Origin of the sequence: Brenneria roseae subsp. roseae, from assembly GCF_003115845.1 — a bacterium.
Taxonomy (GTDB): Bacteria; Pseudomonadota; Gammaproteobacteria; order Enterobacterales; family Enterobacteriaceae; genus Brenneria; species Brenneria roseae.
In genome coordinates, this window is the sequence record NZ_KZ819026.1 from 108,174 (window position 1) to 121,324 (window position 13,151).

Below are 13,151 nucleotides of genomic sequence, written 5' to 3' on the forward strand. Positions count from 1 at the left end.
ATAAATCCTCTATTAACCTTTAATTCCGCTGCTGGTCACGCCTTGTACGAAGTAACGCTGTGCCAGGAAGAAAACAATGATGGAAGGCAGAATCGAAATGCTGGACATCGCCAGGATTTCATTCCACGGAGCGCCTTCGGTGACGTCGATAGACATTTTCAGCGCCAGCGCAATCGGATATTTATCCACGCTGTAGACATAGATCAGCGGACCGATAAAGTCGTTCATTGACCACATGAACTGGAACAGCGCAACAGAGATAATGGCCGGTTTCAGAATTGGCACGACCACATACCACAGCACCTGGAAGGAGTTACAGCCATCGATCTGGGCGGCTTCTTCCATATCACGCGGCACGCCGCGCAGGAACTGGATCAGCATGAACACAAAGAAGCCCTGTGTCGCGAATGCCAGCGGCAGGTACAGCGGCAGGTAGCTGTTCAGCATGCCCATTTCACGGAACATGATGTACTGCGGGATCAACAGGACGGTGCTTGGCAGCAACATGGTGGCGATCAGGGTCGCGAACCAGAAGTTCTTCCAAGGGATCTCGAAACGGGCAAAGCCGTAAGCGACGATGGTGGAAGAGATAATGGTCAGGAGCACTTTCGGGATCACATACTTGAAGGTGTTGATCATGTAGTGACCGAAATTGTATTCCGTCCCGGTTTTCCAGCCGTTGATAAAACCGTCCCAGGTGGCGTGCTCGGGCCACAGACCCAGCGTGGTAAAGATTTCATGGTTCGGCTTGAACGATGCCGAGAACATCCACGCCAGCGGATAGAGCATCAGCAGGCCGACAAACAACAGGATCACGTAACGGATGGCGGCGCTGATTTTCTCTTTACGCAGCGTCCGGCGAACTTCCAGTGCCGCAATTTCTTGCGCAGAAGTCATATTTGAATGCATGTCAGCCATTTTTTCCTCCTTTATCGGCGGAGTAGAACACCCAGTATTTGGACGACTTGAAGGCAACCGACGCAAATACGGCAACAACCAGGAACAGAACCCATGCCAGCGCCGCCCCGTAGCCCATATCGAAATACTTGAAGGCCGTATCATAGATATAGAGTGAGAACAGGTAGGTGTAATGCGTTGGTCCCCCGCCTGTGATGACGTAAGGCGCGGTAAATTCCTGGAATGCCTGAGTGGTCTGCATGATAAAGTTGAAGAAAATTACCGGTGTAATTAACGGCACCGTTACTTTCAGGAACATTTGCCATTTGGATGCGCCGTCAATCATGGCGGCTTCATACTGTGACTGCGGTACGTTCTGCAAGGCGGCCAGGAAGATAACCATGGCCGAACCAAACTGCCATACGCGTAACAGGGTGACGGACATCAGCGCCAGTGACGGTTCGCCCAGCCAGTTGATGGCGTCTAAACCGAATACGCCCAGAAAACTGTTCAACAGACCATCAATGGCGAACAGGGCCCGCCACAGAACGGCGATGGCCACGCTGCTGCCCAGAATGGACGGTACATAGTAAGCGGTACGGAAGAAACCGATACCACGCAGTTTGAAATTAAGCACAAACGCAATTAACAATGCGAAGATTAATTTCAGGGGAATGGTCAGAAAAACATAGGCGAAGGTCACGCCCATTGATTTCCAGAAGAGATCGTCCTCCATCAACATTCGGTGGTAGTTTTCCATACCGGTGAATTCAGGCGGACTCATCAAATCATACTCAGTAAAACTGAGAAAAAATGATGAAACAAAGGGGAAAGCGGTAAACACTATCAGCCCTATTATATAGGGGGAGATATAGGCTAACCCCAGCATTCTGTTTTCATTCATAATGCTTACCTATTGAGTAATTGTGAATCATTAAAAAACATAAAATCAAAGTGTTAATAACTCTGGATAAATAAACTCCACGTCATAGATAATTCTGTTTTCCCCGTTAACGCGAAAATCACCGTGAACATACCCACCTTGTGTTAAGAACGGTGGAATATCGTTTAATTTGTTGCGGCAAGCAGCAATAAGAGTCAATAGCGCCAGTGGAAAGGGATCATCCAGGCGAACATAACGGTGTTGCGCCGAACGAACGAATAAACCGCGGTGGAAATGCTTTTCAAACAGGATTTCCGCGAACTGCCAGGCGTTTTCTGCCCATTTTCCCGACTGTTTGTGCTCTGCCAGTTCAATCATCGCCAGTAGTAGCATTGGGCTGGCAACATCATGAATATCTTCATCATTCAGACGTGTCAGCATGGTATTGATCAGCGCATACAAATCCTCGTCACCGCTGAGGCGATAGGCCCGAACCAGCGGCAACAAATAATCGCCTTCCAGAGCAAAGGGTTTCAGTTCCGTGCCGGCTTTCCCATAATAGCCATCGCGCCTGAAGCGATAGCCAGTCATATCCTGACCGTTATTCCACATGGGACGCAGCGTATTGCTGGTAACGTCATAGGCATACTGGTAATAATTTTTCAGCCCTGAAATGACCCAGCCAAGCATTTCGTCATCTGGCTGGTCATGCAGGATATCCAGCATAGCCAATGGGTTATCAATCAACAGCGGACGCATGTCGCGGAACAATACGTTCGCTTCACGGGCAATTTCGCCGAACTCCGGGCCAAACTGGCGCTGAGCGCGATCGCCAAACCACGATTGTGTCTGATTGTCATCTTCAGGCACCGGCTCGCGCTGTAGCGGTGAGCTGAACTGATAAACCGGCATACCGGTTTCCGGATTACGCGCCAGCACATATTGGCGATACAGGTGTTTACCCCAGTCAGCCGCATGCTTATCGCCAGTGTATGCGGCGTATTTGAAGGCGGCATAAATCAGGTCAGTTCCGGCATTGACAAAGGTCAGCCCTTTGGTGAGTGGCAGAACGGGCCACTGCGCCGGGTCGACAACGTCACGACGTGCGTGCAGAAAGACATCAGGATCGCGGGTTTTGGTGTAATCACCGTGACGTCCCAGATCCAGGGCGTTCCAGTCTTCGACATGCGCATGCCAAAAACCCTGAAGGAAGTTCAGCGTCTTTTCTGCGTTTACGCGATGCAGCAGCGCGTAGTAGGGCAGATGATGCTTTAATTCATGCACCTGCGCTTTTGATTCCGGCCCTTCGCTTGCCAGCGTATCCAGATTGATAAAACGGTGGCCGCCCCAGTAAAACAGGCCGCTGGTCTTATCCACAAAGTGATTCAGAAAATAATCACTTACGACTATGGCTTGTTCCTGATAGTCGGTTTCCCCGGTGACGGCGCTCATGGCACACAGCGTTCTCAGCCAATTCTGCTGACTGGCAAAGTTGGAGATTGGCGCACGGTGTCCGTCAGGGAACTGCCAGACAACCGGTTCATGGCTCAGTACATCAAATCCATCCGCCAGTAATGGCGTTGGATTTGTACGGCTGTGAGCCACTGTCTGAACCGTCTCGATATGACTGCTCAGTGCATTAACCCATTCATCAATCTTCGTTTTTCGGCTGGTGTGCAAACTTGCAAAAATACTCATGGAGTACCTTCTTATGGAACTGAATGTCAGTTCCTTATAAATAGAAACACTGTTTTGATTGATTATATTGCGCGAGTTACCTTGCCGTCATGCACGCAATATCGAAAGTGTGATCAAAGTCGGAACGTTGTTTTGATTTTTTTTCAATGAAGGGTTTGGGTAAAAAAAAAGCGGATAAAAAAATAAATAACTGATTGAAAAAAAAGCAAAAGGCACAATCTACGTTGTGCCTTTTGTCAAGCAATGCATGAAAAGAAAACGCAGCGCGATAAATAAAAAATTAGCGAGCCAGCCAGCCACCGTCAACCGCAATGGTATAGCCGTTAATGTAGTCGGATGCACTGGAAGCCAGGAACACTGCCGGCCCCATCAGATCCTGCGGTAATCCCCAACGACCCGCCGGGATACGATCCAGAATTTCTTTGCTGCGATCTTCGTCAGCACGCAATTGCTGGGTATTGTTGGTGGCCATGTAACCAGGGGCAATCGCGTTGACGTTGATGTTGTATTGCGCCCACTCGTTCGCCAGCAGACGGGTCACACCCATCACGGCACTTTTTGACGCCGTATAAGAGGGAACGCGGATACCGCCCTGGAAGGACAGCATGGAAGCGATATTGATAATTTTGCCGCCGTGACCTTGTTTAATGAACTGGCGGGCAACGGTCTGAGACATGAAGAAAACGCTCTTGATGTTCAGGTTCATTACATCGTCCCAGTTCTTTTCGCTGAATTCGATCGCGTCTTCACGACGAATGATACCGGCGTTGTTAACCAGAATGTCAATCCTGCCAAATTCGGCAACGGCTTTTTCTACCAGATCTGCGTGACCGGCGATATTGCTCATATCGGCTGTCAGGCTGAGGAAACGACGTCCCAGAGCAGTGACTTTTTCGATAGTGTCTTTGGGGTCAACAATGTTGACGCCGACAATATCACAACCGGCTTGCGCCAGGCCGATGGCCATGCCCTGACCTAACCCCGTATCACAACCTGTGATAAGAGCAACTTTACCCTGTAAATCGAAGGAATTTAAAATCATAGCCTTAATCTCTCTGTAAGCGACAATAATGAGTCGTTAGCTGTTACTGTAGGGAATACCGGTCATTCCGGTTGCAAGCGATCAACGTAACTCGCTAACCTTGACGTGATCCATGTCATCGAAAACCTGATTCTCGCCAACCATGCCCCAGATAAAGGTGTAGCGTTTGGTACCCACACCGGAATGGATCGACCAGCTCGGTGAAATCACCGCCTGTTCGTTTTGTACTACTATGTGACGGGTTTCCTGTGGTTGACCCATCATGTGAAAAACGGCCGTTTCGTCGTCCATATCAAAATAGAAATACACTTCCATCCGGCGTTCATGCGTATGGCAGGGCATCGTGTTCCACAGGCTGCCTTCTGCCAGCCTGGTCAGTCCCATAGTGAGCTGACAGGTTGGCAATACGTCAGGAACGATGTATTTGTTGATAGTACGACGGTTGCAACTGGCATCTTCACCAATGGTTTGTGGCGAAGCCTCTGCCTGGGTAATTTTGCGGGTAGGGTATGACGTATGGGCCGGTGCGCTGTTGTAATAGAATTTCGCGGGGTTTGCGGCATCAACGCTGCGGAACTGTACCTCCTTCGCGCCCATGCCAACATATATCGCTGTTTCATTACCGATGTCGTAGCGTTCTCCATCAACGGTGACGATACCGGCACCACCAATATTGATTGCGCCCAGTTCACGGCGTTCAAGGAAATAGCTGACGCCTAGCTGTTTGCTCACTTCGCTGCCAACGGCGACAGTATCATGAACCGGCATAATGCCACCGACGATAATGCGGTCAATGTGGCTATATGTCATGGTGTAGGTATCGGCAGAAAATAATTGTTCGATCAGAAACTCGCGGCGTAAACCTGCTGTATCGAGTTGTTTTGCGTGATCGCGGTGAATGCTTTGACGAACTTGCATTTTTTCGCCTCTCTTTCAGACATAAATAAAAAAACTGCAACAACCCCTTGGCGAAAGCACCGGGCGGAACAAGCGGTGCTGCGTGGCAGTGACAACGTCACTTGAACCTTGATTGCCCGGTTCTTTCTTGTTATAGGGGGATAATAGTTTGGTTGGGATGTGAATTCAATAAAAATGAAATAATGTTTTATTTATTTCTTGAGGGACGTCATGGTTTTGCTTATTTTATGTTTCATCTGGTGAGGATGTTACTAGAATGTCGGTATCTGAAATTACACGCTCATCCTGATATGCGGTGCGGATGAGACATAGAAATAGAGAAGGAGAGATGATGAGACGGTATTTTATTGACGACGAAACGCCATGGGAAGAACTGGGCGGTGGCATCAAACGCAAGATCGTGACCTGGAGTGATGAACTGATGATGGTCTGCGTACATTTCGACAAAGGCGCAATCGGTACGCCTCATAAGCATGATATTCACGATCAGATCGCTTATGTCGCGGCAGGCAGTTTTGAGGTCGTCATTGAAGGCGAAAAACGTATCCTGAAAACGGGTGATGCGTATATGGCCGTCAAAAATGAGATGCACGGTGTGGTTTCTCTGGAAGACGGCAGCGTGTTGATTGATACGTTTTCTCCAAAACGGGCCGATTTCCTTTAATTATCCCCCCTGCCATTGGCCGGATTTGTCGTTCGGCCAATGCGCTCTCTACGGGTTTTCCATTACCGCTTCGTTTTATGCAATATGCCCGATATCTAACTGCTGCAACGATCCCAGTTTGTGATCGGCCAGTGTCCAGCGAGGGTCCTGGCTGAACTCGGGTTGCGGAACGACGATGGAACGCATGCGGGCCGCTTTGGTGGCAATCATTCCATTTATTGAATCTTCCAGCGTGACGCACTGTAACGGCGCAACCCCTAATCCATCGGCCGCATTCAAATAGACCTCTGGATGCGGTTTGCTATACGGTAACTTTTCCGCGGAAACCAAAACGTCAAAATAGGTTTCAAGGTGGAACGTGCGGAGTACCTGTTGCAGCATGTGCAGCGGTGACGCTGAAGCCAGACCGATTTTGAGGTTCTGTTGGCGGCAGAGCTGCAATGCCTGTTCAACGCCAGGCAATAAAGGGCGGCGCTCGTCGACCAATTCGATAGCGCGTTCGATAATTCGGCTAACGACGACTTCTCTGCTCGGCGTTTTCCAGGGGGCGACCTGATACCACAGATCAACCACCATATCGATGCGCAATCCCAGCGTATCGGTCATGGATTGACGTAGTGAGGTGTCAATGCCCAGCGAGGCGATGACTTCAATTTCGGCCATATCCCACAAGGGTTCGGAATCAATCAGTAAACCATCCATATCAAAAATGGCCGCGCGGATAGAAGAATCAGAAGTCATACAACCAGCTCCCCGGAATAGAAAAATCAGAAATCAATAATAATAGGCGTTAATTATATGCTAATTCGCTGCTCATGCTGCTCATAAAGGTTGTCGAGCGATAAAACATTGACTGATAATAAACTTACAGTAGGCTGCTATCGGGTTTTTTATGTCTACACTGTTCGTTATATACCCAATAGATTTATGCGGGCTTATCCTGCCCGCCTCGGGGGGCAATCTGTATGAGCAGAGTCAAGGGATGCTTGCTGCACCCCTGAAGGAGCCGTGTCATTGAGGGCCGAGAGTGCGCCGATGACAGGGATACGAAAGAGATCAATGGATACTGCGTCGTTCAAAAGGGGAGCACATGACGTATCAACAGGCTGGCCGTATTGCCGTGGTTAAGCGTATCGCGGGATGGATAATTTTTATTCCGGCTCTGCTGTCTACACTTGTTTCATTAGCCAACTATTTATATACCTACGCGCAGAAAAAACAGGGAATTGATGCGGTTTTGCTGGATTTTCTGCACTTGATGATTGATATGGTTCGCTTCAATACGCCATTTCTGAATATTTTCTGGTATAACTCGCCGGTGCCTGATTTCTCCCGTTTTTTCACTGCATCAAGCCTGATGTTCTGGTTGATTTATATCCTGATTTTTATCGGACTGGCCTTGCAGGTGTCTGGCGCACGTATGTCGCGTCAGGTGAAAGCGATTCGCGAGGGGATTGAAGATCAGCTGATTCTGGAAAAAGTGAAAGGTGATGCAAGCCGCACGCGCGAGGTTCTGGAAGCGCGCGTTGTCGTTCCACGCCACACCATTTTTCTGCAATTTTTCCCTCTCTATGTCCTGCCGATCGTGATTGCGGTTATCGGGTATATGGTTCTGCGTCTGCTGGGTATGCCGGTATAATCGAATACGATGCCCTATAGGCGCGATTAACGCCTATAGGGCATTGGATGCTACGTTACACGCTGAGTTGTTCTTCTATAGCCTGTTGGGCTTCAAGGATGTTTTTCCCACCGAACAGATTGGCTCGGTTGAGCAGATAATAAATCTGGTAGACCGGCTGGCGCTCAATAAAACCTTTCTCCAGCGGCCATACGCTCTGATAGCCATCATAGATTTGCGGTGGCAGCCCAGGGTAGAGCGGCAGCATCGCCAGGTCGCACTCGCGGTCGCCCCAATAGCAGGCCGGATCAAACAGGTAGCATCCGTTGTGACTGTTCGCGCAATTATCGGGCCACAAATCGCCATGCAATAATGAAGGCTGAGGCTGATGGCCTGCCAGTCTTTCCTCCGTACGGGCAATCAGGGTTTCAATGTGACCAAAATGCATGCCTTTTTCGGCGGCTAACTGAAGTTGCCAGCCAATTCGTTGTTCAGCAAAGAAGGATGACCATCGGCGTTGCCAGCAGTTAGGTTGGGGCGTCGTCGACAGGTCATTGTCAAAATCCAGACCGAACTGCGGTTGGTCGCTCCATTGGTGCAGGTGCGCCAGCTGTTCGCCAAGGCACCAGGCGCTATGTGCATCCAGCGGTTTTACCGGCAGATATTCCAGCAGCAGGAAACTGTGATCGCGGGAACTGCCGACACCATAGACCTCCGGGACATTAACGGTATTACTGCGGGCCAGCAACGTGAGCTGGTCGGCCTCGGCAGTGAATTTGGGCAGCATTTCACGGATATCATATTTTACGAAGACCTCGCGGTCACCATATCGGGCATACCATGCGGCGTGAATTTCCCCGCCTGACAATTCGCGGCGCTCCTGAATGTCAGCGGTACCGAGGTGTTCTTCCAAAAGTCGGCTGATTGCTTGCCACATAAGGTCATCCTCCCATTGATATTGCCAGATACCCGGATCTTCTCGCTTCAGTCACCCGATAGTAGCTGGCTATCACTACGGTAGCCCATTGAGCACGATAAAAACTGGACCTGTGACACAGTGATGATGGATGACGGCAGTAAAAGTGCTCAGGAGAAGAGTATAGACGCAGTTGAAAAATAACGCAGTTATCCCTGTACCGTACAATAGGTAAACGAAATATAAGGGACGTTGCGGGGAGAGACGATGTTTTCCGGGTGGGAATAGCTCAGGGATGGCAGACCATCCCTGAGCTTACGTTATGACCGGGGCAACCGGCTGATGTTTCTCGATTTATGCAATTTTCGCCGGGGCGGTCAACGTTGAGCTCCTATGCTGTTTCCACTGGTGATAAATCAGGGACAGCGTAAAGAACGCAGCCTGAACGATCACAATACAAGGGCCGGTAGCGCCATCAATGTAGAAACTGATTAATGTGCCTGCAATACAGGACACGACAGACACGATCGTTGCCAGGATCAACATACGGTCAAAGCGTTTGCACACCATAAACGCGATGATCCCTGGCGCAATTAGCATAGCGATAACCAGAATCACGCCGACCGCCTGCAATGAGGCCACGATGGTCAAGGCCAGTAGACAGAGAAGACCGTAATGCAGCAGCTTCACTGGCAGGCCGATAACGCGCGCGTGGTCGGGATCGAAGCAGTAGAGCATAAAGTCACGTCGTTTCAGCAGGATGACCGACAACGTGATGCCGGCAATTAACAGAATTTGCGTCAGCTCTTGCCCGGTAATACCCAGCACGTTGCCAAACAGAATATGGTTGAGGTGCTGATCGGTATCAATACGCGCGAACATTACCAGACCGAGTGCGAACATACCGGAGAAAATAATCCCCATGACCGTATCTTCTTTTACCCGGCTATGCTCTTTAACATAGCCGGTGGCGACAGCACAGAATATTCCGGATGCAAAAGCGCCGATCACCAAAGGAATGCCAAGCCAGAATGCCAGAACAATTCCGGGCAGCACGGCGTGGGAGATGGCGTCCCCCATTAGCGACCAGCCTTTCAGCACCAGATAGCATGACAGTACGGCGCATACTGTTCCCGTGACGATGGCGGCGATGAGCGCCCGCTGCATAAACGGAAAGGCGAGAGGTTCAGTTATCCAACTGATGAGCATGTTCATAGCGCGTCTCCCGTCTGATCGCGTCGTCGGGCGCGGCGCGATGCCAGTAAACCATGCTTGGGCGCGAATAAAAAAGCGAGCAGGAATACGATGGTTTGCAGGGTGACGATAACGCCACCCGTTGCGCCATCGAGGAAAAAGCTCAAATAGGCGCCGCTGGCGCTGGTGATGGCGCCCAGCGTAATGGAGATCAGCACCAGACGTTCAAATCGGTCGGTGAGAAGGTAGGCGGTCGCACCCGGCGTGATCACCATCGCGATGACCAGAATGGCCCCCACAGTTTGCAATGCGGCAACGGTACAGGCGCTGAGCAGGGTAAAGAAAAGAATTTTCAGTTTCAGTGGAGAAAGCCCAATCGATCGCGCATGGTTTTCATCAAAAAACACCGCCAGCAAATCCTTCCATAACAGACACAGGATCACGAACGTGACGCCGATGATGATTTCCACCTGTAGCACATCTTCATCGGCAATACCCAGAATATTGCCGAAGATAATTGACTGGACGTTAACCGACGTCGGATTAAGTGAAATAATTAACAGACCGACCGCAAAGAACGTAGAAAAAATGAAGCCAATAATGGCGTCTTCGCGCAGTCGGGTAATATGCCGGATAAGCGTCATGGCCAACGCGGCCAGCATGCCGGTAAAAAACGCCCCAGCGGCATACGGCAAACCAAGCGCATACGCGCCTGCTACACCGGGAACAACCGAGTGCGACAGCGCATCGCCCATTAACGACCAGCCTTTTAGCATGAGGTACGCCGACAAAAATGCGCAGACGCCACCGACAATCGCACTGACCCAGATCGCTTTGACCATGTAGTTGTAGCCAAAGGGCTGCAATAGAATATCGACCATCAGTCTTTCTTTTCCTCCAGAGCTGAACGCAAAGCGGGAGGATCGCTTTTGGTTGAACCATAGAAAACGGCTGGACGTTCATCGTCGGTCAATACCGTCACTGAACGCGTATCATCATCGTCGTGGAGGTGCGGGCCGCCAAGATTAATATGGCGCAACACCCCGCCAAAGGTTTTTTCCAGATTGCTTTGCGTGAACGTGCTATGGGTGGGGCCGGCAGCCAGAACGGTCCGGTTGACCAGGATCACGTTATCGCAAAATTCGGGCACACTACCGAGGTTGTGCGTGGCCACCAGAATCAAATGTCCTTCGTCGCGCAGCGTGCGAAGCAGATCGATAATTGCGTTTTCAGTTTTCACATCGACGCCGGTAAACGGTTCATCCAGCAGCAATACGCTGCCTTGTTGCGCCAGCGCCCGGGCAAGGAAGACGCGTTTTTTCTGTCCGCCGGAAAGCTCGCCGATCTGACGCTGGCGCAGGCTGGAAAGCCCCACGCGTTCCAGCGACTCGGTAACGATATCCCGATCCTGCTGGCTGGGAATGCGCAGAAAATTCATTTTGCCATAGCGCCCCATCATGACGACATCGGAAACCAGTACCGGAAAGTTCCAGTCCACATCTTCGGTTTGTGGAACATAGGCAACCAGATTCTGCTTCAGGGCCTGAAAAATAGGCTGCTTGTTAAGCCGGACTTGTCCGGTGGTTGGTTTAACCAATCCCATGATACTTTTGAATAACGTTGATTTCCCGCTGCCATTTACTCCGACCAGCGCGCAAATCGTTCCGCCATTCAGTGAAAAAGAGGCATGTCGGATTGCCTGATGCCCGTTACTGTATGTGACGGAGACATCATCGACGTCTAATGATTGTGTTGCGGTATCACTGCTCATTGATCAAATCCTTTGGCAATGGTTTCTACCGTGACGTTCAGCAAATCAATGTAGGTAGGAACCGGGCCTTTTTCATTTGACAGCGAATCAACATAGAGCACGCCGCCATACCTGGCGCCCGTCTCTTTGCTGACCTGTTTTGCCGGTTTGTCCGAGATGGTGCTTTCACTGAATACGACAGGAATGTGTTTCTCCCGGACGGTATCAATCACGCGGCGTACCTGTTGCGGCGAGCCCTGTTCGTCCGCGTTGATTGGCCATAAGTACACTTCATTAAATTGATAATCTTTGGCCAGATAGCTAAAGGCGCCTTCACTGGTCACCAGCCACCGTTGCTGTTCAGGAATGCGTGAGAGACGTTCACGTAAAGGAGAATCGATCGCTTTGATTTTCTCTGCATAAGCGTTGGCATTGCGGTTATAGATTTCTGCATTATCCGGGTCGTATTTCACCAGGCCCGCGCGAATATTCTCAATATAGATCAGCGCATTGGACGGCGACATCCAGGCATGGGGATTGGGATTGCCATTGTAGGCACCTTCACGGATGGGCAATGGTGTGATGCCTTCCGTCACGACGACAGCGGGAACATCTTTGACATTTTCAAAGAAGCGCTCAAACCAGCGCTCCAGATTCATACCATTCCACAGAATCAACTGTGCTGACTGCGCCTTGACAATATCTCGCGGCGTTGGTTGATAGTCATGAACTTCTGCACCCGGTTTGGTAATTGACTCTACCGTCGCGGCATCACCGGCAATGTTTTGCGCAATATCCTGGATGATAGTAAAGGTAGTAACAACCCTGAGTTTTTCTGCCGCCTGCGTATGGCCGCTGGCTAGCAGGAGTAATGCGCACGGCAAGGCAACACGTCGCAGGAGGGGGGAGAGACAAACCTGAAAACCGATCATGCAAATAATATCCTTACAAAGCGTGAATGTGTCATATGAGAATAATTATCAATATCATTTAAGTCAAGACACAGGAAAAGAAAGGTAGAAGAAGGTGATAGCGTGTTCGACTGGCAACACGAATGATGGCTGTCTGTGCGTGCACATGAGTAAGGAACCCATAATGCTCCTTCGGTAACAAAAACTGTGATCTAATTTAATAAATCGTAAGTAGTGTTGCAACGTAACTCTAACGATAAGCGAGGAAAATCGCGCTTTTCAGGACAAGTATAGAAGATGACATAAAAACACCATAGAACATAGGGAGATAAATTAACGAAACGGCAGGTCCTGCCGATATAATATAAGTTATATGAATGTGGAATATTTTATCAGGAAGGTGTGGAAACACGATGAGTACAAAATCAGAAAGACGTTGGAAGCTGGCAAGCATAATTTTACTGATCGTATTGGCTGTGTTATTTGTGGTGATGTTGCAGATTGATTAACGGAGAAAAGTGGTAAAATTTAGCGGGAAGGTCATTTTCGTTTCGCTGTGAGGCCTGAATTGGGCGCTTAGAGGAAAAAATAGGAATGGATATCCGATATTTCTATAAGGCTTGAAAGTGGGGACTTTGGCGTTGGGCCTGACGGTCGTAT

The 13,151-nt window shown here is 49.8% G+C and carries 13 protein-coding genes; 2 read left to right on the top strand and 11 right to left on the bottom strand.

Annotation, left to right across the window (positions count from 1 at the left end; genetic code table 11):
• Window positions 1-12: 12 nt before the first annotated feature.
• The 5 genes from DDT52_RS08250 to kduI form a co-directional block, all read right to left on the bottom strand.
• Window positions 13-918, bottom strand: a complete 906-nt coding sequence (locus tag DDT52_RS08250) for a carbohydrate ABC transporter permease (protein WP_136155917.1) — start codon at window positions 916-918, stop codon at window positions 13-15.
• Window positions 911-1,801 (bottom strand): carbohydrate ABC transporter permease, encoded by an 891-nt coding sequence (locus DDT52_RS08255; RefSeq protein WP_136155918.1) that lies wholly within the window; start codon window positions 1,799-1,801, stop codon window positions 911-913. The genes DDT52_RS08250 and DDT52_RS08255 overlap by 8 nt, the downstream gene beginning before the upstream one ends.
• 45 nt (window positions 1,802-1,846) lie before the next feature.
• The gene (pelW, locus tag DDT52_RS08260; protein WP_136155919.1) at window positions 1,847-3,478 is read right to left on the bottom strand and encodes a pectate disaccharide-lyase PelW; all 1,632 of its coding nucleotides are present in this window, start codon (window positions 3,476-3,478) and stop codon (window positions 1,847-1,849) included.
• A 280-nt stretch (window positions 3,479-3,758) separates the two neighbouring features.
• Window positions 3,759-4,520, bottom strand: coding sequence for a 2-dehydro-3-deoxy-D-gluconate 5-dehydrogenase KduD (gene kduD, locus DDT52_RS08265; RefSeq protein ID WP_136155920.1), 762 nt, complete (start codon window positions 4,518-4,520; stop codon window positions 3,759-3,761).
• Between the two features lie 81 nt (window positions 4,521-4,601).
• Window positions 4,602-5,438, bottom strand: coding sequence for a 5-dehydro-4-deoxy-D-glucuronate isomerase (gene kduI, locus DDT52_RS08270; protein WP_136155921.1), 837 nt, complete (start codon window positions 5,436-5,438; stop codon window positions 4,602-4,604).
• Window positions 5,439-5,769: 331 nt separating this feature from the next.
• On the opposite strand from kduI, the gene DDT52_RS08275 reads away from it, so the two are divergent.
• The gene (locus DDT52_RS08275) at window positions 5,770-6,102 is read left to right on the top strand and encodes a cupin domain-containing protein (RefSeq protein WP_109054983.1); all 333 of its coding nucleotides are present in this window, start codon (window positions 5,770-5,772) and stop codon (window positions 6,100-6,102) included.
• Between the two features lie 75 nt (window positions 6,103-6,177).
• On the opposite strand, the gene hxpB is transcribed toward DDT52_RS08275, so the two are convergent.
• Window positions 6,178-6,843 (bottom strand): hexitol phosphatase HxpB, encoded by a 666-nt coding sequence (gene hxpB, locus DDT52_RS08280; protein WP_136155922.1) that lies wholly within the window; start codon window positions 6,841-6,843, stop codon window positions 6,178-6,180.
• 349 nt (window positions 6,844-7,192) lie between these two features.
• On the opposite strand from hxpB, the gene DDT52_RS08285 reads away from it, so the two are divergent.
• Window positions 7,193-7,741, top strand: coding sequence for a YniB family protein (locus DDT52_RS08285; RefSeq protein WP_136155923.1), 549 nt, complete (start codon window positions 7,193-7,195; stop codon window positions 7,739-7,741).
• Between the two features lie 55 nt (window positions 7,742-7,796).
• On the opposite strand, the gene DDT52_RS08290 is transcribed toward DDT52_RS08285, so the two are convergent.
• From DDT52_RS08290 to DDT52_RS08310, 5 genes are all read right to left on the bottom strand, one after another.
• Window positions 7,797-8,657 carry a fructosamine kinase family protein gene (locus DDT52_RS08290; protein ID WP_136155924.1) on the bottom strand — a complete coding sequence of 287 codons (861 nt, stop codon included), beginning with the start codon at window positions 8,655-8,657 and terminating at the stop codon, window positions 7,797-7,799.
• A gap of 333 nt (window positions 8,658-8,990) precedes the next feature.
• Entirely contained in the window at window positions 8,991-9,851 is an 861-nt protein-coding gene (locus DDT52_RS08295) for a metal ABC transporter permease (protein ID WP_136155925.1), read from the bottom strand.
• On the bottom strand, window positions 9,848-10,711 hold the full coding sequence (locus tag DDT52_RS08300; protein ID WP_136155926.1) for a metal ABC transporter permease: 864 nt from the start codon (window positions 10,709-10,711) through the stop codon (window positions 9,848-9,850). The genes DDT52_RS08295 and DDT52_RS08300 overlap by 4 nt, the downstream gene beginning before the upstream one ends.
• Window positions 10,711-11,601, bottom strand: a complete 891-nt coding sequence (locus DDT52_RS08305; RefSeq protein WP_136155927.1) for a manganese/iron ABC transporter ATP-binding protein — start codon at window positions 11,599-11,601, stop codon at window positions 10,711-10,713. Before DDT52_RS08305 ends, DDT52_RS08300 begins: the two co-directional genes overlap by 1 nt.
• Window positions 11,598-12,512, bottom strand: coding sequence for a metal ABC transporter substrate-binding protein (locus DDT52_RS08310; protein ID WP_136155928.1), 915 nt, complete (start codon window positions 12,510-12,512; stop codon window positions 11,598-11,600). The genes DDT52_RS08305 and DDT52_RS08310 overlap by 4 nt, the downstream gene beginning before the upstream one ends.
• Window positions 12,513-13,151 lie beyond the last annotated feature (639 nt).

What these genes read in the sequence shown, in the direction of transcription:
- DDT52_RS08305 (WP_136155927.1), bottom strand. Translation starts at nt 11,601, where the DNA reads ATGAGCAGTGATACCGCAACACAATCATTAGACGTCGATGATGTCTCC.
- kduD (WP_136155920.1), bottom strand. Translation starts at nt 4,520, where the DNA reads ATGATTTTAAATTCCTTCGATTTACAGGGTAAAGTTGCTCTTATCACA.
- DDT52_RS08255 (WP_136155918.1), bottom strand. Translation starts at nt 1,801, where the DNA reads ATGAATGAAAACAGAATGCTGGGGTTAGCCTATATCTCCCCCTATATA.
- DDT52_RS08300 (WP_136155926.1), bottom strand. Translation starts at nt 10,711, where the DNA reads ATGGTCGATATTCTATTGCAGCCCTTTGGCTACAACTACATGGTCAAA.
- hxpB (WP_136155922.1), bottom strand. Translation starts at nt 6,843, where the DNA reads ATGACTTCTGATTCTTCTATCCGCGCGGCCATTTTTGATATGGATGGT.
- DDT52_RS08310 (WP_136155928.1), bottom strand. Translation starts at nt 12,512, where the DNA reads ATGATCGGTTTTCAGGTTTGTCTCTCCCCCCTCCTGCGACGTGTTGCC.
- DDT52_RS08285 (WP_136155923.1), top strand. Translation starts at nt 7,193, where the DNA reads ATGACGTATCAACAGGCTGGCCGTATTGCCGTGGTTAAGCGTATCGCG.
- DDT52_RS08290 (WP_136155924.1), bottom strand. Translation starts at nt 8,657, where the DNA reads ATGTGGCAAGCAATCAGCCGACTTTTGGAAGAACACCTCGGTACCGCT.
- DDT52_RS08295 (WP_136155925.1), bottom strand. Translation starts at nt 9,851, where the DNA reads ATGAACATGCTCATCAGTTGGATAACTGAACCTCTCGCCTTTCCGTTT.
- DDT52_RS08275 (WP_109054983.1), top strand. Translation starts at nt 5,770, where the DNA reads ATGAGACGGTATTTTATTGACGACGAAACGCCATGGGAAGAACTGGGC.
- kduI (WP_136155921.1), bottom strand. Translation starts at nt 5,438, where the DNA reads ATGCAAGTTCGTCAAAGCATTCACCGCGATCACGCAAAACAACTCGAT.
- pelW (WP_136155919.1), bottom strand. Translation starts at nt 3,478, where the DNA reads ATGAGTATTTTTGCAAGTTTGCACACCAGCCGAAAAACGAAGATTGAT.
- DDT52_RS08250 (WP_136155917.1), bottom strand. Translation starts at nt 918, where the DNA reads ATGGCTGACATGCATTCAAATATGACTTCTGCGCAAGAAATTGCGGCA.